The following is a 25,520-nucleotide window of genomic DNA, read 5'->3' on the forward strand; positions in this document are numbered from 1 at the left end:
CTCGCCGGCGGGGCTGAACAAGCTCCCCACTGCAGGTGCCCCGCCCCGACCGGGCACCCGGGCGTCGAGGGGAACCACCAAGGCCGTACCGGGCGGTGGGCCCGAAGCGGGCGAAGCCCGGCACGGACGCCGTCCGTGCGCCGGACGGCTACCCGGCCCGCATGGACCGGCCCACGAACGCGGCAGCGGATTCGAGGGCGACCCCTCAACCATGGGCGCCCTCCGCCGGACCGCTACAGGCCCCGCACGATGCCGCCCCGGCCCGGCACCGGGTTCGGGGGCGAGCCCCCGACAATGGACGCCGTCCATCGGACGGCTGCAGGCCCCACAGGGCCCGCCACAGGCGCGGCACCGGTTCGAAGGCGAGCCCCGACGGTCGTCCACCGGCCGCTGCAGGCTCCGCACGGTGACCGCTCCGTGCGGGGCACCGGTTGGAAGGTGGAACCCCGACAATGGACGCCGTCCGCCGGACCGCCAAAGGCCCCGTACGATGCCGCCCCGGGCGCGGCACCGGTTCGAGGGCGAGCCCCGACGGTCGTCCGCCGGCCGCTACAGGCCCGCAATGGGCCCGCCCCACGGCGGCGGAGCCGCGCCGTGGGGCGGAGCCCCGGCAGTGCGCGGGCTCGCAGGGTGGCTACGGGGGTCCGGGGCGGAGCCCCGGTTTCGGGAAGGGGCGGGGTGGGGGAACACCCCGGCCCCGGGACGGGGCCGTCACGGCAGCAGCGTGTCCTCGATGAAGTCCCGGACGTGGGCGAGCACCTGCTCGCGTCCCGTGCCCGGTATCCCCACCGCGACGTGGACACTGAAACCGTCGAGCAGCGCCCGCAGCCGCGCCGCGAACCGGTCGGCGTCGACCGCACGGAACTCGCCGCGCGAGACGCCCTCCGCGAGCAGCGCCACCAGGTCCCGGTGCCAGGCGCCCTCGATCGCGGCCTGCCGGACGCGGGCGTCGGCGTCGGCGCTCTGCGAGCGGTTCCAGACCTCCAGCCACAGCGTCCAGTGGGGGTCGCGCGGCCCGTCGGGCACATAGAGGTCGACGTACGCGTCGAGCCGCTCGCGTGCGGACCCCTGCCGGGACAGCAGCGCGCTGCGCTCGGCGCCGAGCCGGCCCTCGCTCCACTCCAGGGTCTGCAGCAGGAGCTCGTCCTTGGTACGGAAGTAGTAGAGCAGGTGTCCGCTGCTCATCCCGACCTCGCGGCCGAGCCCGGCCATGGTGAGCCCTTCGAGGCCGCGCTCGGCGATCGTGTCCATGGCCGCGGCGAGCAGTGCCTCGCGCGGCGGCGCGACATTGCGGCGGCGGGATGCGGGGGTCATGCGGCGACCACCGGGAAGGATGCGTTCACTCGTACGTTCTACCTGATCCTCCACCCGTCCTCCGCCATCCGTTCCTTCAGGGCCCGGACCTCCTCGGGCGAGGCGCTGCCCGCGTCCGCGGCCAGGTCCGCGAGACGGGTCCCGCAGGCGGCCTGTAGGGGTCCGTCGCGGGTTCGATGGGTGGCATGGCCGCAGGCCGACACGCAGCCCGCGGCGGCCACCAGCGGATGTCAGACCTGCGGCTGCTGCTGCGTGATGCAGTGGATGCCGCCGCCGCCCGCGAAGATCGTCCGCGCGTCCACGAGCGTGACCGTACGGCCCGGGTAGAGCCGGCGGAAGATGCCTGCCGCGATCTCGTCCCGCGGGTCGTCGAAGGCGCACAGCACCACGCCGCCGTTGCAGACGTAGTGGTTGATGTACGAGTAGTCGACCCACTCTCCGTCCTCGTCGCGCAGCACCGTCGGCGCCGGGACCTCGACGACCTCGATCCGGCGGCCCCTGGCGTCCGTCTGCGACTTCAGGAGCTCGACGTTCGCCTTGCAGATCTCGTGGTCGGGGTGGGCCGGGTCGGGCTGGGTGTGGGTGACGACGACACCGGGACCGGCGAACGCGGCGACGATGTCGACGTGGCCGCGGGTGCCGTACATGCCGTAGTCGCCGGTGAGGCCGCGCGGCAGCCAGATCGCCTTCGTGGTGCCGAGGCGGGCGTGGATCTCGTTCTCCACCTGCTGCCGGGTCCAGCCGGGGTTGCGCTCGGGCCCGAGCTGGACGGTGTCCGTGAGGAGGACCGTGCCCTCGCCGTCGACGTGGATCGCACCGCCCTCGTTGACCAGCGGGGAGGCGTGGACGGGTACGTCCGCGAGGTCGGCGACATGACGGGCGATCTTGGAGTCGTGCTCCCACCGGGCCCAGTCCGCCGCGCCCCAGCCGTTGAACACCCAGTCCACCGCGGCCAGTCGGCTGCCGTCGGTGACGAAGGTGGGGCCGATGTCGCGCATCCACGCGTCGTCCAGGTCCCGTTCGACGACCTCGATGTCCGGGCCGAGCAGGTCACGGGCCGAAGCTGACTGGCCGGTGCCCGCGATCACGGTGACCGGTTCGAAGCGGCGTACGGCGCGGGCCACCGCGGCCCAGGCGGCGCGGGCCTCGGCCAGCTCCCCGTCGTCGGCGAACGTGGGGTTGGGGCCGGGCCAGGCCATCCAGGTGCGCTCGTGCGGGGCCCATTCGGCCGGCATGCGGAAGGTCACGTCACGTCCTAGAGGAAGTAGAGGCGGTTGAGGGAGACGGACTCTGCGGGCTCGGAGCGGATCGGGTCACCGTCGAGCGTGACCAGTCCGGTCCTGCCGTCCACACAGACGTCTCCGACACGGGAGTTGAGGAGCAGGTCGGCGGGGCCGATACCGCGGGTGCCGCGCACGGCGACGCGGCGCCGGCGGGTCGGCATGCGGTCGGCCCCGAGGTCGACGGCCGCCTGGGCGACGAACGCGACCGAGATGTCGGCGGGGGTGGCCCCGTACGCGCCGAACTGGGGGCCGAGCACGAGCGGTTCGCACGTGTCGGTGGCGGCGTTGGGGTCGCCGACGACGCCGTAGGCGGGGAAGCCCGACTTCAGCACGAGCTGCGGCTTCGCGCCGAAGAACTCCGGCCGCCACAGCACGATGTCGGCCATCTTGCCGACCTCGATGGAGCCGATCTCGTGCGCGAGGCCGTGCGCGATCGCGGGGTTGATGGTCAGCTTGGCCATGTAGCGCAGGACGCGCGCGTTGTCGTCGTGCGCGCCGTCGCCGTCCATGGGCCCCAGTTCGGCCTTCATCTTCCCGGCCATGGCGAAGGTGCGGCGCACGGTCTCACCCGCACGGCCCATGCCCTGCGCGTCGGACGACGTGATGCCGATCGCGCCGAGGTCGTGCAGGACGTCCTCCGCGCCCATCGTCCCGGCCCGGATCCGGTCGCGGGCCATCGCCGCGTCGCCGGGCAGGTCGGTCTTCAGGTCGTGGACGGAGACGATCATGCCGTAGTGCTCGGCGACCGCGTCCCGGCCGAAGGGCAGGGTGGGGTTGGTGGAGGAGCCGATGACGTTCGGTACACCCGCCATCTTGAGGACGTTGGGCACGTGCCCGCCGCCGCAGCCCTCGATGTGGAAGGCGTGGATCGTACGGCCCTCCAGGACGCGCAGCGTGTCCTCGACGGACAGGCACTCGTTCAGGCCGTCGCTGTGCAGGGCGACCTGGACGTCGTGCTCCTCGGCCACGCGCAGGGCGGTGTCGAGCGCCCGGGTGTGGGCGCCCATGTCCTCGTGGACCTTGAAGCCGGACGCGCCGCCCTCCGCGAGGGCCTCGACGAGCGGGGCGGGATCGGAGGAGGAACCGCGGCCGAGGAAGCCGATGTTGACGGGCCAGGCGTCGAAGGCGTTGAACGCGTGCTTCAGCGCCCACGGAGAGTTGACGCCCACGCCCCACACCGGGCCGAACTCCTGGCCGATGACGGTCGTGACGCCGGAGGCGAGCGAGGCCTCCATGATCCGCGGGGAGAGCAGGTGGACGTGGGTGTCGACGGCGCCGGCGGTCGCGATCAGCCCCTCGCCGGAGACGATCGACGTGCCGGTGCCGACGACGACGTCCACGCCGTCGAGTGTGTCCGGGTTGCCGGCCCGGCCGATCGCGTGGATCCGGCCCTCGCGGATGCCGATGGAGACCTTGCGGATGCCCTGCACGGCGTCGATCACCAGCACATTGCTCACCACGACGTCGCAGGTCTCGCGTACGGCCGCGGCCTTGAGGTGCAGCCCGTCGCGGGCGGTCTTGCCGAAGCCGGCCAGGAACTCGTCGCCGGGCTTCTGGGCGTCCGACTCGACGCGCACGACCAGTCCCGAGTCGCCGAGGACGACCCGGTCCCCGGCGCGCGGCCCGTGCACGGACGCGTATTCGTAGGGGTCCATCAGTGGGCCTCCGATCCCAGGTAGCCACAGGCCGCCGCGCGCCGCAGGGCCTCCTCCTTCGCGCCGGGCGCGTCCAGCGGGCCGTCGACCAGGCCGGCGAAGCCAATGGCGATGCGGTCGCCGCCGATGGGCACGAGGCCCACTTCGGCCTCGCCGCCGGGGTCGAAGCGGACCGACGAGCCGGCGGGAACGGCGAGCCGCATGCCGTAGGCGGCGGCCCGGTCGAAGCGCAGGCGCGGGTTCGCCTCGAAGAAGTGGAAGTGCGAGGTGACGCTGACGGGCACGGTCGCGGTGTTGCGGACGGTCAGCCGCAGCGCCGGTTCGGGCTCGTCGTACGCCGGGCCGGGCAGCAGCGCACCGGGCGCGTCCGCTCCGGACCCGCCGCCTCCGATGGGGTCGGAGACGACGGCGAGGCGTGAGCCGTCCTCGAAGACGGCCTCGACGTGGACCTCGGTGACGACGTCCGCGACGCCGGGGAGGACGTCGTCGGGGCCGAGCACCGAGCGGGCCGCCTCGATCGCCTCCGCGAGCCGCCGCCCGTCGCGGGCGGCCTCGCAGACGGTGTCGGCGATGAGCGCGGTCGCCTCCGGAACGTTGAGCCGCAGCCCGCGGGCGCGGCGGGCCCGCGCCAGCTCGGCGGCGCCGAACAGCAGCAGCCGGTCGCGCTCGGTCGGGGTCAGTCTCACGTCACCACACCTCCAGGTTTGAGTGTCACTCTAACAAGCCCATGCCATCGAACGGAACCATTGACTTACACCCGGGTATCGCTCACATTGAGCAGCACTCAATTAGAGCACCACTCAAACAGCGAGCGACGGGGGCACCTCATGCCGGTGGAGCAGCGCGGAGTCGACACGATTCCCGAGTCGGAGCGCACCAGCACTCCCAGGGATCTCCTATCGATCCTGCTGGGGTCCAACCTCTGCCTGGGGGTGATCGTGTTCGGCTGGCTGCCGGTCTCCTTCGGCCTCGGCCTGTGGCCCGCGGTCACCTCCGTGGTGGCGGGCACCGTCGTGGGCGTCGCCGTCACCGCCCCGCTCGCGCTCATCTCCCTGCAGACCGCGACCAATCTGTCGACATCCAGCGGCGCGGCGTTCGGCGTGCGCGGCCGGCTCGTCGGCTCGGTCGTCGGCCTGCTGCTCTCGCTCGGCTACACGGCGCTGACCCTGTGGATCGGCGGGGACGTGATGCTCGGCACGCTGGCCCGCATCGCCGGCGTGCCCACCGGCGGCGTCGCGCACACCGTGGTCTACGCGTCGCTCGCCGCCTGCACGGTGGTCGGCGCGGTCTACGGCTACCGGCTGCTGCTGCGGCTGAGCCGGATTCTCGCGGTCGGCATGACGGTGCTGCTGCTGCTCGGCCTCATCGCGTACGCGCCCGATCTGACCACCGCCGCCCCGCCGGACACCCCGTACCTGCTCGGCTCGTTCTGGCCGACCTGGCTGCTGTCCGCCGTCGCCGCCGGTCTGAGCGGTCCCATCGCCTTCATCACCCTGCTCGGCGACTACACCCGCTACATCTCGCCCGCGCGGCACAGCCCGCGTCAGGTCCTGCGGGCGACCTGTGTGGGTCTGACGGCCGGCCTGCTCGTACCGCAGCTCTTCGGCACGTACACGGCGCTGTCCGCCCGCGCCGGACTGGACTACGCCGGCCCGCTGGTCGCCGCCTCCCCCGCCTGGTACGTCATCCCGCTGCTGGTCGCCGCGGCAGCCGGTTCGGTCGGCAACGCCGGTCTGATGCTGTACTCGATGGGCCTCGACCTCGACGCGATCCTGCCGAAGGCGACGCGCACCCGGGCCACGCTCGTCGTCGCCGTCGTGGCGACCGGATTCGTCTTCGCCGGCCACTTCGTGTGGGACGCGCAGTCCGCGATGACGTCGTTCGTGCTGCTGCTGACCGCGATCGGCACGCCGTGGGCGGTCATCACACTGATGGCGCACGTCCGCCTGGGCGGCGAGTACGACGCGGAGGCGCTGCAGGTCTACAACCGCCGTGCGCGCGGCGGCGCGTACTGGTTCCGCGCCGGCTGGCACCCGCGCGCCACGGCGTCCTGGGCGGTGGGTGCGGTGGTCGGTCTGGCGGCCGTGTCCACCCCCGTCCACGAGGGCCCGCTGCTGCCCCTGACCGGCGGCGTCGACTGCAGCTTCATCCTCTCCGGACTGGTGGGCGGGGTCGCCTACGCGGCACTCGGCGCCCGTACGCAGCAGGCCCCGCAGCCTGCGGTGCAGGGTGCGGGGCCCGGGGCCTGAGCCGGTTCAGCCGAGCTGGTGGGTCCAGCCGTGGACGTCCTCGGCCCTGCCGGTCTGGATGTCCAGCAGCGCCTCGCGGAGCTTCATCGTGACCTCGCCCGGCTCGCCGCCGGACTGCGTCCACTCGCCGCCCGCGGACTTCACCCGGCCGACCGGGGTGATGACCGCGGCGGTGCCGCAGGCGAAGACCTCCGTGAGGGTGCCGTTCTCGGTGTCGGCCCGCCACTGGTCGATCGAGACGCGGCCCTCCTCCGAGGTGTAGCCGAGGTCCTTGGCCAGCTGGAGGAGCGAGTCACGCGTGATGCCCGCGAGCAGCGAACCGGTGAGCTCGGGCGTGACGATGCGGTCGCCGTACACGAAGTACAGGTTCATTCCCCCCAGTTCCTCGACCCACTTGTGCTCGACGGCGTCGAGGTAGGCGACCTGGTCGCAGCCCTTGGCGGCCGCCTCGGCCTGGGCGAGCAGGGAAGCCGCGTAGTTGCCGCCGGTCTTCGCGTCGCCCATGCCGCCGGGGACGGCGCGGACGCGGTTCTCGGAGAGCCAGATCGAGACGGGCTTGACGCCGCCGGGGAAGTACGCGCCGGCGGGCGAGGCGATGACGAGGAAGAGGTACTCGTTGGCCGGGCGCACGCCGAGCCCGACCTCAGTCGCGATCATGAACGGACGCAGGTAGAGCGACTCCTCGCCGCCGTGCGCGGGCACCCACGCCTTGTCCTGCTCGACGAGCGCGTCACAGGCGGCGATGAACAGGTCCACGGGCAGCTCGGGCATGGCCAGGCGGCGGGCCGAGGCCTGGAAGCGCCTGGCGTTGGCCTCGGGGCGGAAGGTGACGACCGAGCCGTCGGGGCGGCGGTAGGCCTTGAGCCCCTCGAAGATCTCCTGCGCGTAGTGCAGGGTCATGTTGGCCGGGTCGATCGACAGCGGCGCGTACGGGACGAGCTCGGCGTCGTGCCAGCCGCGGCCCTCGGTCCACTTGATCGTCACCATGTGATCGGTGAAGTGCCGGCCGAATCCGGGGTTGGCCAGGATCGCCTCACGCTCCGCGTCGGACAGCGGATGCGAGGAGGGCTTGAGCTCGATCGTGGGCGTCGTCATGAGTGCAGTGTCCTTCACCGGTTGTCAGTGGCGGACCGCGCTCACGCCGACTGCTTGGACGTCCGAGCATTGCCGGCCGACACGGCCCACGCCCGATTATCGCGCGCGGGGGACCGGTCAGGGAGGCGTGGGTGCGGCCCAGGGTTCGATGGTGGCACCCGGTGGCCGCACAGGAAAAGCCGCCGGGCGCTGTGGGAATGCGACCCGGCGGCTTCTGGGGGGTCCGGGGGACACCCCCGGACAGTCGGTCCGGCGGGTCAGCTCGCTACTCGTACCGCGAGCGCGTCGCCGATCACGTCCGTCGTGCGGACGGTCTCCGGGGTGCGCTCCGCCAGGTCGGCGGCGACCGCGTCCTCGATGCGGACGGCCTCGGTCTCGTAGCCCAGGTGTCGCAGGAGCAGGGCGACGGACAGGATGGCGGCCGTCGGGTCCGCCTTGCCGGTGCCCGCGATGTCGGGCGCCGAGCCGTGGACGGGCTCGAACATCGACGGGAACGCGCCCGTCGGGTTGATGTTGCCGGAGGCCGCCAGGCCGATGCCACCGGTCACGGCGGCGGCGAGGTCGGTGATGATGTCGCCGAAGAGGTTGTCGGTGACGATGACGTCGAAGCGCTCCGGCTGGGTGACGAAGAAGATCGTCGCGGCGTCGACGTGCAGGTAGTCGGTCGTGACCTCGGGGTACTCCTGGCCGACCTTGTCGAAGATGTTCTTCCACATGTGGCCCGCGTACACGAGGACGTTGTTCTTGTGGACGAGCGTCAGCTTCTTGCGGGGGCGGGCCTTGGCCCGCTCGTAGGCGTCGCGGACGACGCGCTCCACGCCGTACGCCGTGTTGAGGCTGACCTCGGTCGCGACCTCGTGCTCCGTGCCGGTGCGCAGGGAGCCGCCGTTGCCCGTGTACGGGCCTTCGGTGCCTTCGCGGACGACGACGAAGTCGATGTCCGGACGGCCGGCGAGCGGGGTCGCGGTGTTCGGGAAGAGCTTCGACGGGCGCAGGTTGACGTAGTGGTCGAAGGCGAACCGCAGCTTCAGCAGCAGGCCGCGCTCCAGCACGCCGGACGGCACCGACGGGTCGCCGATGGCGCCGAGCAGGATCGCGTCGTGGCCCTTGAGGGAGTCGAGCTCCGCGTCGGGGAGGGTCTCCCCCGTGCGGTGCCAGCGGCTGGCGCCGAGGTCGTACTCCTTGGTCTCCAGCTTCACATCCTGCGGGAGGACGGCGGCAAGGACCTTCAGGCCCTGCGCCACGACCTCCTGGCCGATGCCGTCACCGGGGACTACTGCGAGATTGATGCTGCGAGACATGTCGGCACCCTACTCCCCGTCCCATTCATTGACACGCCATGTCCGCCATGTGGACACACATGTCGGCACGGGGCCGCGGCGGATCAGTGACCGGTCGAGCCGCCGTTGTCGCGGCGGTCCAGGGCGCGCTGCAGGGCGGCGGCGGCGTTCTTGCGGTCGGCTTCGCTCATGCGGGAGGAGTGACGGACGCGGCGGACGGTCTCAGCGGGCATGATGATCGACTCCTTGGAATCAGAAGAGATTTCGAAGGCGCCGGAAGGGGCGGGGAGCGGTGCCGCAGGGGTTGCCTGCCTCGGGCACGGACTCACGGCCGCCATTCGCTGGATCGAGCGAGACGTTCGGCTCCTACAAAGTTAGGCCAGCCACGCTCTCCTGTCTCCACAATTACTCGGACTTCCTACTATCTGAGACGCCACCGCCTTCGGGTCACGGCCGGCCCCGCCGTGACCCGCGCCCCGTGGACATCGTCCACAAGGGGGACCGTCATGACGGCGACGACCCGAGGCACGCCCTGCCGGGCCGGGGCAATCCTGACCACCGTCACGATCATGACGCCTGACACCGCGCTGACCGTGCAGCAGATCGCCCGGCCGACCGGCTTCCCCACCGCGTCCGATCTCGCCTTCACCGAGGCGCCGCTGCCCTCGCCGGGGCCCGGCCAGGCAGTGGTCGAGAAGGTGTACTGGTCCGTGGACCCGTACCACCGCGAGGAGATGGACGGCGGATGGGCGCTGAACAGCCCGCTGGAGGGGCGGACGACAGGCCGGGTCGTGGCGTCCCGGGACGCCGGTCTGACCGAGGGCGATCTCGTCTTCCACCGGGCGGGGTGGCGCACCCACGCACTGGTGACGGCCGGCGCCGACGGCGCCCGCAGGCTCCGGGAGCACCAAGGCGTCCCGCTCTTCGCGTACTTGAGCATCCTGGGCGGCACGGGGCTGACCGCGTACGCGGCGCTGACCCGCACGCTGCGTCTGCAGGCGGGCGAGGACCTGTTCGTCTCGGCCGCCGCGGGCGGGGTCGGCACGGCGGCGGGACGCATCGCCCGACTGCTCGGCGCCGACCGGATCGTAGGAAGTGCGGGGTCCGCGGAGAAGGTCGGGTACCTGACCGAACGGGTCGGGTACGACGCGGCGTTCGACTACCACGACGGACCGGTGGCCGAACTGCCGGCGAAGGCGGCGCCGACCGGCATCGACGCGTACGTGGACAACGTGGGAGGCGGCCACCTGGAGGGCACGATCGCCTCGTTGCGCGAGTCGGGCAGGATCGCGGCCTGAGAACCGCCCCCGTCCTGGCTCGGGGGGCCAGAAGGGGGGCGGTGTCCTAGGGGCGCCGGGCGTCAGCCCATGTGCGGGTAGGAGTAGTCGGTCGGCGGGACCAGCGTCTCCTTGATCGCGCGGGTCAGCGTCCAGCGCATCAGGTTCTGCGGGGCGCCGGCCTTGTCGTTGGTGCCGGAGGCGCGGCCGCCGCCGAAGGGCTGCTGGCCGACGACGGCGCCGGTCGACTTGTCGTTGATGTAGAAGTTGCCCGCGGCGTACCGCAGCTTCTCCATCGTGTGCGCGGCGGCGGCGCGGTCGTTCGCGATGACCGAGCCGGTCAGCGCGTAGTCCGACACCGACTCCATCTGCTCCAGCATGGCGTCGTACCGGTCGTCCTCGTAGACGTGGACGGCGAGGATGGGGCCGAAGTACTCGGTCGTGAAGACCTCGTTCTCCGGGTCCGTGCACTCGATGACCGTCGGACGGACGAAGTAGCCGACCGAGTCGTCGTAGCTGCCACCCGCGACGATCGTGCAGGCCGGGTCGGACTTGGCGCGGTCGATCGCGGCCTTGTTCTTGGCGAAGGCGCGCTCGTCGATCACGGCGCCGATGAAGTTCGTCAGGTCGGTGACGTCACCCATCTTGATGCCGTCGACCTCGGCCGCGAACTCCTCCTTGAAGCCGGAGTTCCAGATGGAGGCCGGGACGTAGGCACGCGAGGAGGCGGAACACTTCTGGCCCTGGAACTCGAACGAGCCGCGGGTCAGCGCGGTCTTCAGCACGGCGCGGTCGGCGCTCGGGTGCGCGACGACGAAGTCCTTGCCGCCCGTCTCGCCGACGATGCGCGGGTAGGAGCGGTACTTCTCGATGTTGTTGCCGACCGTCTTCCACAGGTGCTGGAAGGTCTTGGTCGAGCCGGTGAAGTGGATACCGGCGAGCATCGGGTGGTTCAGCGCCACCTCGGAGACCGCGATGCCGTCGCCCGTCACCAGGTTGATGACGCCCTTCGGCAGACCGGCCTCCTCCAGCAGCTGCATCAGCAGCACGGCGGCGTGGGTCTGGGTCGGGGACGGCTTCCAGACGACGACGTTGCCCATCAGCGCGGGCGCGGTCGGCAGGTTGCCGGCGATGGCCGTGAAGTTGAACGGCGTGATCGCGTACACGAAGCCCTCGAGCGGGCGGTGGTCGAGGCGGTTCCACACGCCCGGCGAGTTGGCCGGGGGCTGCTCGGCGAGCAGGTCGCGGGCGTACTTGACGTTGAAGCGCCAGAAGTCGACGAGCTCGCAGGGGGTGTCGATCTCGGCCTGCTGGGCCGTCTTGGACTGGCCGAGCATGGTGGAGGCGGCCAGGGTCTCGCGCCAGGGGCCGGCCAGCAGCTCGGCGGCGCGCAGGATGATCGCGGCGCGGTCGTCGAAGGACATCGCGCGCCAGGCCGGGGCGGCGGCGAGCGCGGCGTCGATCGCGTCCTGCGCGTCCTGCTGGGTGGCACCGGCGAAGGTGCCGATGACGGCCTTGTGGTTGTGCGGCTGCACGACGTCGACCCGCTCGCCGCCGCCCATCCGCTTGACGCCGCCGATGGTCATCGGCAGCTCGATCGGGTTCTCGGCCAGCTCCTTGAGCTTGGCCTCGAGGCGGGCGCGCTCGGCGGAACCGGGGGCGTAGCCGTTCACCGGCTCGTTGACCGGTGCGGGGACCTGGGTGACAGCGTCCATGAGTTCCGTGACTCCTTTGCGAGGGTGGGGAGGGGCTCGGCCCTGGAATCGGTTCTGGGGTCTGTGCCTGGTTCAGTTCTTGGTGATCATCGAGCGCACGAAGAACAGGAGGTTGGCGGGCTTCTCCGCGAGGCGGCGCATGAAGTAGCCGTACCAGTCGGTGCCGTATGCGGTGTAGACGCGCATCCGGTGTCCTTCGGCGGCAAGGCGGACGTGCTCGTCGGTGCGGATCCCGTACAGCATCTGGAACTCGTACTCGTCCAGTTTGCGCCCGGCGCTGCGCGCGAGCTCCTGACCGATCGCGATCAGGCGCGGGTCGTGCGACCCGATCATCGGATAGCCGTCGCCCTCCATCAGGATCCTGAGGATGCGGACGTACGCCTTGTCGATCCCGGCCTTGTCCTGGATCGCGACGGAGGCGGGCTCCTTGTACGCGCCCTTCACCAGACGGACACGGCTGCCGTTCGCGGCCAGGCGCCGGGCGTCCTCCTCGGTGCGGAAGAGGTACGCCTGGATCACGCAGCCGGTCTGCGGGAAGTCCTTCCGCAGCTCCTCGTGGATGGCGAACATCGAGTCGAGGGTGGTGTGGTCCTCCGCGTCGAGCGTGACCGTGGTGCCGATCGCGGCCGCGGCCTCGACGACCGGACGGACGTTGGCGAGGGCCAGCTCGTGACCGCCCTCCAGGGACTGGCCGAACATCGACAGCTTGACGGACATCTCGGCACGGGGGCCGAGGTCCAGCGGCTCGAGGTGCTCGACGAGCTCCAGGTAGGCGTCGCGCGCGGCGGCCGCCTGCTCCGGGGTGGTGATGTCCTCGCCGACCACGTCGAGGGTGACCTCGAGGCCCTTGGCGGCGGCGTCCTGGACGACCGGGATGACCTGGTCGACGGTCTCACCGGCGATGAACCGGGCGACGACCTGCTTCGTCCCCGGGGCGGCCGACACGAAACGGCGCATCTTGTCGCTGCGCGACGCGGCGAGGATCACGGGACCCAGCACGGGGCACCTCCACGGAACAGGTGTTGAAGGGGGCCGAGGCCGACCGCTTGGCGGACGTGTCGGGAACGGCACGAAGAACCACCGTGAAACTTAAGGATCGCTCTGTTCGCGGACCATCGACAGCTGTCACGCATCCGTGTCCCGGATCTCAGACATATGTCTGAAGCGGTGCGAGAATGGCGGAATGAAAGGCGATTACCAGGACCTGGTCGACGAGATCTCCGCGCTGCTCGCCATGCCGGCGACGCTGGAGAACCGGGACTTCGGACTGATCGCCTTCGGCGCCCACGACAGCGACAGCGCCTTCGACGAGACCACGCTCGACCCGGTGCGCACCCGGTCGATCCTGACCAGGAAGTCCACGCCTGCGGTACGCGCCTGGTTCGAGGGCTTCGGCATCGCCCGCGCGACGGGACCGGTCCGCATCCCCGCCGCCCCGGACGCGGGCGTCTTCCGTGACCGCATCTGCCTGCCGGTGCGGCACCGGGGCGTCGTCCTCGGGTACGTGTGGCTGCTCGACGCCGACCCGGGCCCGACCGTGGAACAGCTCGCCGCGGCCATGGAGGTGACCGAGCGGATCGGCACGCTCATGGCCGACGAGGAGCGCGCGGGCGCCGACCTGTCGCGTGAGCTGCGGGCGGTGCTGGCCGCCGAGCGCGGCTGGCAGTACGACATGGCGGTGGCCGCGCTGCGTACGGCGCTGGGCGCGGACGCCGACGGGACGCACGCCGTGGTGTGTGTGACGCCGTGGCCCGCGGACGACGCGCCGTCGGCCCGCGCACTGCCCGGGGCGGCGGCCCTGTGCACGGTGCCGCTGCGGGCGGGTGCCGCCTCGGGTGCGGTTCCCCTCGAGAGCGAGAGGCCGGCGGCTGTCCGGGCCGTCGCCGCGCTGGTGCGCCTGCGTTCGGCGGACAACGCGGCCGCACTGACGGTCGCCGCACGGCTGCGTGAGGCGGCGGGGCCGCCCTCCGGCCACAGTCCCGCGGGGGCGGAGGCGGGAACCGGCGTCGCGGCCGGTGTCGCTGCGGCGCGGCGCGGGCTCGGCGAGCTCGACGGGGCGTGGCGGGAGGCCGCGTCCGCCGCCCGGGCGGTGCTGGCCGAGCCCGGGCTCGGCCCGGTCGCCCGGTGGTCGGACCTCGGGCCGTACCGGATGCTGACGGCCCTGCCCGAGGGAGCGGCGGACGACCCGGCCGTCCGGGAACTGCTCGCTCCCGCCCACGCCGAACTGGCCCGGACCGCCGAGGTGTTCCTCGACTGCGCGGGCCAGGCGGGCCGCACGGCCGCGGCCCTCGGCATCCACCGGCAGACGCTCTACTACCGCCTGTCGCGCGTGGAGGCCCTGACCGGCCTGGACCTGGACGACGGCGAGCACCGGCTGCTGCTGCACATGGCGCTGAAGGGCGTGCGGCTGTGAGCGGCAGGGCCTAGGACTTCCGGGCGGCGTCCATCACGCGCCGCAGCCCTTCGGTGAGTTCGTCGGCGCGGGTGGCCGTCTGCGGGTCGAACGTCCACTGGGCGATGAGGCCCATCATGAGCGTCATGTAGAACTTGCCGAGCGTGTCGACGTCTTCCTCGGCGACATCGGACTCCTCGCCGCCCATCAGCATCGGGATGATCCCGCGGGCGCCTTCGCGCTGGGCCCTGGCCAGGTGGTCGCGCACCCCGGGCAGCTGGTCGCCCATGACCACGATCTCCATGCTGAGCCGCCACAGCGAGTCCGGCCCCCGCATGGTGCCGATCACGTTCGACCAGACCTCCTGGAACCGCTCCAGCGACCCCGGCCGCGTCCCGGTCGTGGCTCGCTCCCCCGCGTCGAAGTCGTCGGAGACGCCTTCGACCAGGGCGACGTACGCCTGCGCGAGGAGGGCGTCCTTCGAGCCGTAGTGGTACCCGATCGACGCCAGGTTGGTCCCCGACTCCTTGACGATGTCCCGCGCCGTGGTGCGCACGAAGCCCTTTTCCAGCAGGCAGCGCTTGGCGCCTTCGAGCAGGTCATCTCGATGTCCCATAGCGGCACCCTACCGCCCGATCCATACAAACGTCCCATACAGACGTACTGTACGTACGTATTAAACAGTCGTTCTATACAATCGTTTAAGACGTGCGTACATTGCCAGGCATGACGCATCCCACCGCCTCACCGGCCCGCGCCGGACGCCGCGAATGGACGGCCTTCGTCGTCCTGCTGCTGCCGCTTCTCCTGGTCTCGATGGACGTCTCCGTCCTCTACTTCGCCATCCCCGCGATCAGTCGCGAGCTCGACCCGAGCAGCACCCAGCAGCTGTGGATCTTCGACATCTACGCCTTCGCCCTCGCCGGCCTGCTGATCACCATGGGCTCGCTCGGCGACCGCCTCGGGCGGCGCCGGCTCCTGCTGACAGGAGCCGGCGCGTTCGGCGTCGCCTCGATCGGCGCGGCGTACGCGCACAGCGCCGAGATGCTCATCGCCGCACGGGCACTGCTCGGCATCGGCGGAGCGACGCTGATGCCCTCCACGATGGCGCTGGTGCGCAACATGTTCCGCGACGACGGCCAGCGCACGAAGGCGATCGGCATCTGGTCCGGCGGCATGGCCGGCGGCATCGCGCTCGGCTCGGTGCTCGGCGGCGTGCTGCTGGACCACTTCTGGTGGGGCTCGGTGTTCCTGGTCAACGTGCCCGCGATGGTGCTCCTGCTGATCCTGGTGCCGGTGCTGGTACCGGAGTTCAGGGACCCGGCACCCGGCCGGTTCGACCTGCTGAGCGTGCCGCTCTCGATGGGCGCGGTCCTGCCCGTGGTCTACGGGCTCAAGGAGATCGCCGCCGAGGGCTACAGCCCCCTCACGGCCCTGTCCGTCACGGCCGGCCTCGCCGTCGGATACGTCTTCGTGCGGCGTCAGCGCGGCCGGGACGACGCCGTAATCAGCAGGGTGCTGTTCCGGGAGCGCGCCTTCGGGTCGGGGATCGTGCTCAACACCGTCGCCATGTTCGCCATGATGGGAGCGACGTTCTTCACCACCCAGTACCTGCAGTCGGTCCTCGGCATGGGCGCGATGGAGGCGGCGCTGTGGAGCGTCGTGCCGTCGCTCGCCGTCGGCGTCGCCGCACCGGCCGCGGGCGCCGCCGCCCAGCGTGCCGGGCGCGCCCCGGTCGTCGTCGCCGGGTTCTCGACCGGCGCGGCCGGCTTCGCGGTCCTTCTGCTCACCGGCACCGACTCACTGGCGGTTCTGCTGACCGCCGCGGCCGTCATGGGCTGCGGCATCGTCACGGTGATGGCGGTGGTCTCCGACATGGCACTGGGCGCGGCGCCGCCGGAGAAGGCGGGCTCGGCGGCGTCGTTGCTGGAGACCGGGCAGGAGTTCGGCGGGGCGCTGGGCATGGCGTTCCTCGGCAGCGTGGGAACGGCGGTCTACCGCCGGGACCTCGCCGACACGGCCCCGACCGGGCTGACGGGCGATGCGCTGGCCACGGCCCGCGAGACCCTCGGCGGCGCGAGCGTGGTGGCCGGCCGACTGCCCGCCGGGCCCGGGCAGTCGCTCCTGGAGGCGGCCCGGGAGGCGTTCGTGCACGGGATGCACGTCGCGGCGGTGGCGGGCGGCGCCCTGTTGATCGCCGCGGCGGTGGTGGCCGTCGTGCTGCTGCGCAGGCGCGTCTGCTGCGTGCGGCCCGGCGGGCCGACGGCGCGGGCGGAGGCACTGACGCGGTAGCCCGCGGGCTGCTGGTCCCCCACCCCGCCCCTACCCGAACCGGGGCAAGCCCCGGCCCCGTACCGCGCTTCGAGCGGTGCCCTCGAACTCCCCCTACGGCCTGGCGGCCGTGGGTGGTGCCTCCGGACGGGCTGACTTCGCGCAGCGAAATCCAGCCCCGTCGGCGCTTGAGGCGCTGGGGCCCCACGCCCGCAGAGCGTAGGTGGGGGTCCCTCCCCACGCCCGCCAGGCCGCAGGCGGGGATCCCTCCCACGCCCGCCAGGCCGTAGGGGGAGGGTCCGGGGGCCCGAGCCCCCAGGTCCCGGAGCGGCGGGTACGCGAAAGGGCCCGGGGAAACCCCGGGCCCTTTCGTACGCCTGCGCGCGGACGCGTCAGTCCGTGAGGTTCACGGAGCGGGCCGACGTCGCGCCGATCTCCTCCGCGATCTCCGAGAGGACGGCCTGCGGCACGGTGTCGTCCACGGTCAGGACGACGAGCGCCTCGCCGCCCTCCTCCGCGCGGGAGACCTGCATGCCCGCGATGTTGAGACCCCCCTCGCCGAGGATGCGGCCGACCGTGCCGACGACGCCCGGACGGTCCTCGTACCGCAGGACGACCATGTGGTCCGCGAGCGCGAGGTCCACGTCGTAGTCGCCGACGGCGACGATCTTCTGGAGGTGCTTGGGGCCGGCCAGCGTGCCGGAGACCGCGACCTCCTCGCCGTCGGAGAGCGTGCCGCGCACGGTGACGACGTTGCGGTGGTCCGGGGACTCGGAGCCCGTCGTCAGGCGGACCTCGACACCGCGCTCCTGCGCGAACAGCGGGGCGTTGACGTACGACACGGTCTCGTCGACGACGTCCTCGAACACGCCCTTGAGCGCGGACAGTTCGAGCACCTTGACGTCGTGCTGGGTGATCTCGCCGTAGACCTCGACGTCGAGACGGACCGCGACCTCGCCCGCGAGCGCGGTGAAGATGCGGCCGAGCTTCTCGGCGAGCGGCAGGCCCGGACGCACGTCCTCGGCGATGACGCCGCCCTGCACGTTGACCGCGTCCGGCACGAGCTCACCGGCGAGCGCGAGGCGCACGGAACGGGCGACGGCGATGCCGGCCTTCTCCTGCGCCTCGTCCGTGGACGCGCCGAGGTGCGGGGTGCAGACGACCTCGTCGAGCTCGAACAGCGGGGAGTCGGTGCACGGCTCCTTGGCGTACACGTCGAGGCCCGCGCCGGCGACCCGGCCCTCCTTCAGTGCCGAGTACAGCGCCTCCTCGTCGACGATGCCGCCACGGGCCGCGTTGACGATCCGGACCGTCGGCTTGACCTTGTGCAGGGCCTCGTTGCCGATCAGGCCGAGCGTCTCGGGCGTCTTGGGGAGGTGGACGGTGATGAAGTCGGAGACCTCGAGCAGCTCGTCGAGCGTGAGGAGCTTGACGCCCATCTGCGCGGCGCGCGCGGGCTGCACGTAGGGGTCGTACGCGACGATCTTCATGCCGAAGGCGGACATCCGCTGCGCGACCAGCACGCCGATGCGGCCGAGGCCGACGACGCCGAGGGTCTTCTCGCTGAGCTCGACGCCCGTGTACTTCGAGCGCTTCCACTCGCCGTTCTTCAGGGCGGTGTTGGCCTGGGGGATGTTGCGCGCGGTGGCGACGATCAGACCGCAGGCGAGCTCGGCGGCCGTGACGATGTTGGACGTCGGGGCGTTGACGACCATCACGCCGGCCTTGGTGGCGGCGGAGACGTCCACGTTGTCCAGGCCGACGCCGGCGCGGGCGACGACCCGCAGCTTCCTGGCGGCGGCGATGGCCTCGGCGTCGACCTTGGTGGCCGAGCGGACCAGGATGGCGTCGACATCGGCGATCGCGGGGATGAGCTCCGCACGGTCGGCGCCGTTGCAGTGCCGGATCTCGAAGTCCGGACCGAGCGCGTCGACGGTCGCGGGCGACAGCTCTTCAGCGATGAGTACGACAGGTTTCGAGCTCACGTGAGTCCTCACATGTCCAGTGCGGACGGCCGTCCCGACGGCCGCAGGCGGTGGAGGGGGCTAGCCGCGTGGAAGACGCACGACACTGTGGGCCTGACGCGTATGTAGTGATGAGTGTAGTGGTGCACCAGGGTGGGTCTTGCGCCTCGGTGGAAGGATCACTCGTCCGTGGCTGGACGAAGTGGCGGGGGCGAGGGGGCCGGGGTGCGGCCCCCTCGCCCACCCGGTCACGCCTCGTCGTTGTCGACCCAGCTCATGAGCTTGCGCAGCTCCTTGCCCGTGGTCTCCAGCAGGTGGTTCTCGTCCTGCGTCTTGTACTCGTTGTACTTCTTCAGACCGCCGTGGTACTCGTCCATCCAGTTCTTGGCGAACGTGCCGTCCTGGATCTCGGCGAGGACCTTCTTCATCTCGGCCTTGGTGGCGTCCGTGATGATGCGCGGGCCGGTGACGTAGTCGCCCCACTCGGCGGTCTCGGAGACCGACCAGCGCATCTTCTCCAGGCCGCCCTCGTACATGAGGTCCACGATCAGCTTCAGCTCGTGGAGGCACTCGAAGTAGGCGATCTCCGGCTGGTAGCCGGCCTCGGTCAGGGTCTCGAAGCCCGCCTTGACCAGCGCCGCGGTGCCACCGCAGAGGACGGCCTGCTCGCCGAACAGGTCGGTCTCGGTCTCTTCCTTGAAGGTCGTCTTGATGACGCCCGCGCGGGTGCCGCCGATGCCCTTGGCGTACGACAGCGCCAGGTCGAAGGCCTTGCCGGTGGCGTCCTGCTCCACGGCGGCGATGCAGGGAACGCCGCGGCCCTCCTCGTACTGGCGGCGGACCAGGTGGCCCGGGCCCTTGGGGGCGACCATGGCGACGTCGACACCGGCCGGCGGCTTGATGAAGCCGTAGCGGACGTTGAGGCCGTGGCCGAAGAACAGGGCGTCGCCGTCCTTCAGGTTCGGAGCGATGGACTCCTCGTAGACCTGGGCCTGGATCGGGTCCGGGACGAGGATCATGATGACGTCGGCCTCGGCGGCGGCCTCGGCGGGCGTCACCACGCGCAGGCCCTGCTCCTCGGCCTTCGCCTTGGACTTGGAGCCCTCGTGCAGACCGACGCGGACGTCGACACCCGAGTCACGCAGCGACAGCGCGTGGGCGTGGCCCTGGCTGCCGTAGCCGATCACGGCGACCTTGCGGTTCTGGATGATGGACAGGTCGGCGTCGTCGTCGTAGAACAGCTCGGCCACTGGGATTCTCCTTGGAGTGCTGGTGTTGCGTCCCACCGTACGGCGGGAGGGGATGGGGAGGTCTGCGGGTCTCGCCAGGCGAGAAGGTGCGTCAGGCGGAACGGTCCAGGGCGCGCAGCGAGCGGTCCGTGATGGACCGGGCACCGCGCCCTATGGCGATCGTGCCGGACTGGACGAGCTCCTTGATGCCGAACTGCTCCAGCATCTTGAGCATCGCCTCCAGCTTGTCACTCGAACCGGTGGCCTCGATGGTGACGGCCTCGGGCGAGACATCGACGGTCTTGGCGCGGAACAGCTGGACGATCTCGACGATCTGCGAGCGGGTCTCGTTGTCCGCGCGGACCTTCACGAGCACGAGCTCCCGCTGGATGGCGCCGCCGGGCTCGAGCTCGACGATCTTCAGGACGTTGACGAGCTTGTTGAGCTGCTTGGTCACCTGCTCCAGCGGCAGATCCTCGACGTTGACCACGATCGTGATGCGGGAGATGTCGGGGTGCTCGGTGACACCGACGGCGAGCGAGTCGATGTTGAAGCCGCGGCGGGAGAACAGGGCGGCGATCCTGGCCAGGATGCCGGGGGTGTTCTCCACCAGGACGGAGAGCGTGTGCTTGGACATGTGCGTCGTACCTCTTCCTACGGCTCTCAGTCGTCTTCGTTGTCGCCGAAGTCGGGGCGGACGCCACGGGCGGCCATGACCTCGTCGTTGGAGGTGCCGGCGGCGACCATCGGCCACACCTGGGCGTCCTCGTGGACGATGAAGTCGATGACGACCGGGCGGTCGTTGATCGCGTTGGCCTCGGCGATGACCTTGTCCAGGTCCTCCGGGGACTCGCAGCGGATCGCGTAGCAGCCCATGGCCTCGGACAGCTTGACGAAGTCCGGGACGCGGGTGCCGGCGCTCTTCTCCGTGCCGGTGGCCTCGGGGCCCGAGTGCAGCACGGTGTTGGAGTAGCGCTGGTTGTAGAACAGGGTCTGCCACTGGCGGACCATCCCGAGGGCACCGTTGTTGATGATGGCGACCTTGATCGGGATGTTGTTCAGGGCGCAGGTGGTGAGCTCCTGGTTGGTCATCTGGAAGCAGCCGTCGCCGTCGATCGCCCAGACCGTGCGGTCCGGCTGTCCGGCCTTGGCGCCCATCGCGGCCGGGACCGCGTAGCCCATCGTCCCGGCGCCGCCCGAGTTGAGCCAGGTGGCGGGCCGCTCGTAGTCGATGAAGTGGGCGGCCCACATCTGGTGCTGTCCGACGCCGGCGGCGAAGATCGTGCCCTCGGGCGCGAGTTCGCCGATGCGCTGGATGACCTGCTGGGGGGCGAGGCTGCCGTCGTCGGGCTGCTCGTAGCCCAGCGGGTAGGTCTCGCGCCAGCGGTTGAGGTCCTTCCACCAGGCGGTGTAGTCGCCGGTGTTGCCCTCGCTGTGCTCGGCCTGGACGGCCTGGACCAGGTCGGCGATGACCTCGCGGGCGTCGCCGACGATCGGGACGTCGGCGGTGCGGTTCTTGCCGATCTCGGCCGGGTCGATGTCGGCGTGGACGACCTTGGCGTACGGGGCGAAACTGTCCAGCTTGCCGGTGACCCGGTCGTCGAAGCGGGCTCCGAGGGCGACGATCAGGTCGGCCTTCTGCAGCGCGGTGACGGCGGTGACCGCACCGTGCATGCCCGGCATTCCCACGTGCAGGGGGTGGCTGTCGGGGAACGCGCCCAGCGCCATCAGGGTGGTGGTGACGGGGGCTCCGGTGAGCTCGGCGAGGACCTTCAGCTCGGCGGTCGCGCCGGCCTTGATGACGCCGCCGCCGACGTACAGCACCGGGCGCTTGGCGGCGGTGATGAGCTTGGCGGCCTCGCGGATCTGCTTGGCGTGCGGCTTGGTGACCGGTCGGTAGCCGGGCAGGTCGGTCTGCGGCGGCCAGCTGAAGGTGGTCCGCGCCTGGAGGGCGTCCTTGGCGATGTCGACGAGGACGGGGCCCGGGCGGCCGGTCGAGGCGATGTGGAACGCCTCGGCGATGGTGCGCGGGATGTCCTCGGCCTTGGTCACCAGGAAGTTGTGCTTGGTGATCGGCATCGTGATGCCGCAGATGTCCGCCTCCTGGAAGGCGTCCGTGCCGATCGCCTTGGAGGAGACCTGGCCGGTGATCGCGACGAGCGGCACGGAGTCCATGTGCGCGTCGGCGATCGGGGTGACCAGGTTGGTGGCGCCCGGACCCGAGGTGGCCATGCAGACGCCGACCTTGCCGGTGGCCTGCGCGTATCCGGTGGCCGCGTGGCCGGCGCCCTGCTCGTGGCGGACCAGGACGTGACGGACCTTGGAGGAGTCCATCATCGGGTCGTACGCCGGGAGGATGGCGCCGCCCGGAATGCCGAAGACCGTCTCGGCCCCTACTTCCTCGAGAGAGCGGATGAGGGACTGCGCACCCGTGACGTGTTCGACGGTGGCGGACGGCTGTCCGCCGCTACGGGCCCGCGGCTGAGGATGGTGGGCCCCAGTGGCCTGCTCGGTCATCGGCTTCTCTTCTCGATGCTGAGGGTTTTTGCGAGGGTTTGGTACGTGCCGGTGCAACAAAAAACCCCTCGTGCCGTGAGGCAAGCGAGGGGAGCGCGTCGGGAGGTGTCCGCAGAGCCTGATCGGTGCGGCTCTGCTCAGCCGACGCGCTTTCCAAGTACGAGAATTCGGGTGCGCATGGCACTGACCCTCTCCCCGCCGCGCCATCACTGTCAAGTGGGTGGGACGCGCGTCTCAGTATTTGAGCCATTTCGCGCCGGCGGAATTCCACCGGTCAGCACCGGCAGAGCCATCCCCGCCGGGACCGGGTACTCCTCCCTGACCAGGGCACGGCGCAGCCGGTACTCGTCCAGCGGTCCCGAGAAGGCCATTCCCTGGCCGTGCGTGCAGCCCATGGCCCGCAGCGCGAGAACCTGCTCCGGGACGTCGACGCCGTCCGCCACGGACTGCATGCCGAGATCGCGGGCGATGCGGAGCAGCCCGCTGGTGATCTTGTGCAGCCGCGCGGACTCGACGACGCCCTCGACCAGGCCCCGGTCGAGCTTGAGCACGTCGACAGGGAGCCGGCGCAGCGCGTTGATGGCCGCGTAGCCGCTGCCGAATCCGTCCAGGGCGATCCGTACGCCGAGTCTGCGCAGGGCGACCAGCCGCTGCTCCAGCTCGTCGAACGAGATCCGCGGGTCGCTGTCGGCGAGCTCGATGATCAACGCTCCGGACGGCAGCTGGTGGCGGGTGAGCAGCGCCTCGATCGAGCCGAGCGGCAGGGACCTGTCCAGCAGGAGCCGGGCCGACAGCCGTACGGAGACCGGGGTCGGATGCCCCAGCCTGCCCCGCTCGGCGGCCTGCTCCACGGCCTCTTCGAGGAGCCAGCGGCCGAGCTCGGCGCTGCGGTGGCCGTCGTCGGCGACCCGCAGGAATTCGGCCGGGGTGAACAGGATGCCCTGCGCGGACCGCCATCGGGCCTGCGCCGACACGGCGGCGATCCGGCCGGTGGTCAGGCTCACCACGGGCTGGTGCAGGAGGGCGAACTCCCCGTCGCGCAGGGCGCTGTGCAGACGGGCGGCCAGCTCGGTCCGGCGCACCACGTCGGCCTGCATCTGGGGCGCGTACAGCTCGACGCGGTTCTTCCCGGCGGCCTTGGCCCGGTACATGGCGAGGTCGGCGTTGCGCATGAGGTCGGTGGGGCTCATGGCCGGCTCGGCGAAGGCCACCCCGATGGAGGCGGCCACCCGCACCTCGGTGCCGTCGACGCGGTACGGCTGGGAGAGCATGAGCCGCAGCCGGTCGGCGATCTCGTGGACCTGGAGCTCGCGCGCGGTCCCGTCGTGGGTGCCGTCGCCGATGATGAGGGCCGCGAACTCGTCGCCGCCGAGCCGGGCGGCCGTGTCACCCGCCCGTACGGAATCGGCCAGCCTCCGGGCCGCCTGGATCAGCAGCTCGTCGCCCGCCTGGTGGCCGAGACGGTCGTTGACGCCCTTGAAACCGTCGAGGTCGATGAAGAGCACGGCGGTACCCGGATCGCCCGCCCTGCGCCCGCTGAGGGCGCGGCGGACCCGCTCGGTGAACAGGGCGCGGTTGGGCAGATCGGTCAGCGGGTCGTGTTCGGCGTTGTGCTGGAGCTGGGCCTGCAGGCGCACCCGCTCGGTGACGTCACGGCTGTTGAGGATCAGGCCGCCCTGGTGGCGGCTGACCGTGGACTCCACGTTGAGCCAGTCGCCCGCGCCCGAGCGGAAGCGGCACTCGATGCGGGTCGTCGGCTCGTCGGCGGGCGCCGCGGCGAGGAACCGGCGCAGCTCGTGGACCACGCGGCCGAGGTCGTCGGGGTGGATCAGCGAGGCCAGCTCGGAGCCGACGAGCTCCTCGGCGTCGCGCCCGTAGACCTTGGTGGCCGCGGGCGAGACGTAGCGCAGGACGCCGGTGGGAGCGGCGATCATGATGACGTCGCTGGAGCCCTGGACCAGGGAGCGGAAGTGGTTCTCCTTCTGGGCCAGTTCGTGGGTGAGCGCGATGTTGTCCAGGAGCATGATCCCCTGGCGCACGACGAGAGCGAGCACGACGGTGCAGCCGGTGATCACGACGACCCGGTCGACCCGGCGGTCCTCGGTGACGCTGTACAGGATCCCGAGCGTGCACACCGCCGCGGCGAGGTACGGCGTGAGGGCGGTCAGCGAACTCGCGAGGGGCCTGCCGGTCTGCCGGGGTCCGCGCGGCGGTCCCCCGGTCTCGGCGGAGCGGCGTGCGCCCCAGGGCGCGTACGCCAGCAGGAGCGAGCCGGCGAACCAGCCCGCGTCGAGCAGTTGGCCCGAACGGTAGCTCTCCCGCAGCAGCGGCGAGGTGAACAGGGCGTCGCACAGCACGGTCAGCGCGAGGCCGGCGATCGCCGTGTTGACGGCGGACCGGCTGGTCGGCGAACGCCGGAAATGGAGCGCGAGCACCATGCTGACCAGCACGATGTCCAGCAGCGGGTACGCGAGGGCCAGTGCGGCCGGGGCCACGCTCTCGCCCTGGGCGTGCGCGGTGTGGGCGAGGGCGAGGCTCCACGACAGGGTGAGCAGCGAGCCGCCGATCAGCCACGCGTCGAGTGCGAGGCACACCCAGCCGGCCCTGGTCGCCGGGCGCTTGGCGAGCACCAGGAGTCCGACGATTGCCGGGGGCGCGAAGCACAGGAAGAACAGGTCGGCGAGGGAGGGGCTCGGCACCTCGCGCCCGAGCACCACCTCGTACCAGCCCCATACGCCGTTCCCCGCCGACGCCATGAGCGACGAGATCGAGAAGAGCAGCCAGGCGGGCCGGAAGCGGCACTCGGGTGTGCGCGCGTAGACCAGGCACGAGACGGCGGCGACGAGCGCGGCGGCGCTGAGGCCGAAGTCGCCCATGATCAACGCGACGTGGCGCGATCCCCAGCCCAGGGCCGCGCCGACGCCGTAGGCGGCGCAGACGGCGGCCAGGGTCAGTTGCGGAAGCAGCGCGGCAGCGCCGGCCGGGACGGGGCCCCGGGCCATCATCGCCCCGGGGGCGCTCACCGGACCACCCTCGGGTACGTGGTCGGCGGCTGGGGCCGCGCCGGGTGGGTGAGCGGTGGATGTGCCGACCGCGGCCGGCACATCGGCAGGCGCGGCGCCCGGTCGGTCCTGCGCGCCGCAGTGCACAGCAGTCGCCGTCGGCGGCCCTGCCGCGTCGGATGGTCGGTCCATCGGCCCTGCATCGCCCGTCGCCCCCCTCAGGTCTGATCGGCAGTCAGCTCGCGCCACAGCACCGCTCCCCGCGTCCGGTGCAGCC

Annotated in this window: 18 protein-coding genes and 1 pseudogene; 4 read left to right on the forward strand and 15 right to left on the reverse strand. The window is 71.5% G+C overall.

Annotation, left to right across the window (positions count from 1 at the left end; translation table 11 throughout):
* Positions 1-711: 711 nt before the first annotated feature.
* The 4 genes from ACWD0A_RS21425 to ureA form a co-directional block, all read right to left on the reverse strand.
* The gene (locus tag ACWD0A_RS21425) at positions 712-1,314 is read right to left on the reverse strand and encodes a TetR/AcrR family transcriptional regulator (protein WP_451300337.1); all 603 of its coding nucleotides are present in this window, start codon (positions 1,312-1,314) and stop codon (positions 712-714) included.
* A 230-nt stretch (positions 1,315-1,544) separates the two neighbouring features.
* Entirely contained in the window at positions 1,545-2,561 is a 1,017-nt protein-coding gene (locus tag ACWD0A_RS21430) for an agmatine deiminase family protein (protein WP_451300339.1), read from the reverse strand.
* An 8-nt stretch (positions 2,562-2,569) separates the two neighbouring features.
* A complete protein-coding gene (locus ACWD0A_RS21435) occupies positions 2,570-4,252 on the reverse strand; it encodes an urease subunit alpha (RefSeq protein WP_451300341.1) in 1,683 nt (560 codons plus the stop codon).
* Positions 4,252-4,938: an urease subunit gamma gene (ureA, locus tag ACWD0A_RS21440; RefSeq protein WP_177147738.1), complete on the reverse strand. Its 687-nt coding sequence runs from the start codon at positions 4,936-4,938 to the stop codon at positions 4,252-4,254. Before ureA ends, ACWD0A_RS21435 begins: the two co-directional genes overlap by 1 nt.
* Before the next feature lie 141 nt (positions 4,939-5,079).
* Here ureA and ACWD0A_RS21445 point away from each other — a divergent pair, with 141 nt between their 5' ends.
* A complete protein-coding gene (locus ACWD0A_RS21445) occupies positions 5,080-6,501 on the forward strand; it encodes a cytosine permease (protein WP_451300343.1) in 1,422 nt (473 codons plus the stop codon).
* A gap of 6 nt (positions 6,502-6,507) precedes the next feature.
* On the opposite strand, the gene ACWD0A_RS21450 is transcribed toward ACWD0A_RS21445, so the two are convergent.
* From ACWD0A_RS21450 to ACWD0A_RS21460, 3 genes are all read right to left on the reverse strand, one after another.
* Positions 6,508-7,596: a branched-chain amino acid aminotransferase gene (locus ACWD0A_RS21450; protein ID WP_177147736.1), complete on the reverse strand. Its 1,089-nt coding sequence runs from the start codon at positions 7,594-7,596 to the stop codon at positions 6,508-6,510.
* Positions 7,597-7,853: 257 nt separating this feature from the next.
* The gene (locus tag ACWD0A_RS21455; protein WP_307713278.1) at positions 7,854-8,897 is read right to left on the reverse strand and encodes a 3-isopropylmalate dehydrogenase; all 1,044 of its coding nucleotides are present in this window, start codon (positions 8,895-8,897) and stop codon (positions 7,854-7,856) included.
* An 83-nt stretch (positions 8,898-8,980) separates the two neighbouring features.
* Positions 8,981-9,109, reverse strand: coding sequence for a hypothetical protein (locus ACWD0A_RS21460; protein ID WP_256355792.1), 129 nt, complete (start codon positions 9,107-9,109; stop codon positions 8,981-8,983).
* 336 nt (positions 9,110-9,445) lie between these two features.
* On the opposite strand from ACWD0A_RS21460, the pseudogene ACWD0A_RS21465 reads away from it, so the two are divergent.
* A pseudogene (locus ACWD0A_RS21465) lies at positions 9,446-10,168 on the forward strand (zinc-binding dehydrogenase); the annotation flags it as partial.
* A gap of 68 nt (positions 10,169-10,236) precedes the next feature.
* On the opposite strand, the gene pruA reads toward ACWD0A_RS21465, so the two are convergent.
* Positions 10,237-11,868, reverse strand: a complete 1,632-nt coding sequence (pruA, locus tag ACWD0A_RS21470; RefSeq protein ID WP_451300346.1) for an L-glutamate gamma-semialdehyde dehydrogenase — start codon at positions 11,866-11,868, stop codon at positions 10,237-10,239.
* Between the two features lie 72 nt (positions 11,869-11,940).
* Positions 11,941-12,867 carry a proline dehydrogenase family protein gene (locus tag ACWD0A_RS21475; RefSeq protein ID WP_451300348.1) on the reverse strand — a complete coding sequence of 309 codons (927 nt, stop codon included), beginning with the start codon at positions 12,865-12,867 and terminating at the stop codon, positions 11,941-11,943.
* 184 nt (positions 12,868-13,051) lie between these two features.
* On the opposite strand from ACWD0A_RS21475, the gene ACWD0A_RS21480 reads away from it, so the two are divergent.
* Positions 13,052-14,281, forward strand: a complete 1,230-nt coding sequence (locus ACWD0A_RS21480; protein WP_451300350.1) for a PucR family transcriptional regulator — start codon at positions 13,052-13,054, stop codon at positions 14,279-14,281.
* 10 nt (positions 14,282-14,291) lie between these two features.
* Here the strand turns inward: ACWD0A_RS21480 and ACWD0A_RS21485 are convergent, their stop codons facing one another.
* Entirely contained in the window at positions 14,292-14,876 is a 585-nt protein-coding gene (locus tag ACWD0A_RS21485; protein ID WP_451300352.1) for a TetR/AcrR family transcriptional regulator, read from the reverse strand.
* Positions 14,877-14,986: 110 nt separating this feature from the next.
* Here ACWD0A_RS21485 and ACWD0A_RS21490 point away from each other — a divergent pair, with 110 nt between their 5' ends.
* Positions 14,987-16,552, forward strand: a complete 1,566-nt coding sequence (locus ACWD0A_RS21490) for an MFS transporter (RefSeq protein WP_451300354.1) — start codon at positions 14,987-14,989, stop codon at positions 16,550-16,552.
* Positions 16,553-16,923: 371 nt separating this feature from the next.
* On the opposite strand, the gene serA is transcribed toward ACWD0A_RS21490, so the two are convergent.
* From serA to ACWD0A_RS21515, 5 genes are all read right to left on the reverse strand, one after another.
* Positions 16,924-18,516 (reverse strand): phosphoglycerate dehydrogenase, encoded by a 1,593-nt coding sequence (serA, locus tag ACWD0A_RS21495; RefSeq protein ID WP_451300356.1) that lies wholly within the window; start codon positions 18,514-18,516, stop codon positions 16,924-16,926.
* 227 nt (positions 18,517-18,743) lie between these two features.
* Entirely contained in the window at positions 18,744-19,745 is a 1,002-nt protein-coding gene (gene ilvC / locus ACWD0A_RS21500; RefSeq protein WP_307713286.1) for a ketol-acid reductoisomerase, read from the reverse strand.
* 91 nt (positions 19,746-19,836) lie between these two features.
* Positions 19,837-20,361 (reverse strand): acetolactate synthase small subunit, encoded by a 525-nt coding sequence (ilvN, locus tag ACWD0A_RS21505; protein ID WP_005311534.1) that lies wholly within the window; start codon positions 20,359-20,361, stop codon positions 19,837-19,839.
* 26 nt (positions 20,362-20,387) lie between these two features.
* Positions 20,388-22,241, reverse strand: a complete 1,854-nt coding sequence (locus tag ACWD0A_RS21510; protein WP_451300358.1) for an acetolactate synthase large subunit — start codon at positions 22,239-22,241, stop codon at positions 20,388-20,390.
* Between the two features lie 212 nt (positions 22,242-22,453).
* Complete coding sequence (locus ACWD0A_RS21515) at positions 22,454-25,264, reverse strand: putative bifunctional diguanylate cyclase/phosphodiesterase (RefSeq protein ID WP_451300360.1); 2,811 nt, start codon at positions 25,262-25,264, stop codon at positions 22,454-22,456.
* Positions 25,265-25,520: the final 256 nt, after the last annotated feature.

Source organism: Streptomyces sp. NPDC002867, assembly GCF_053591895.1.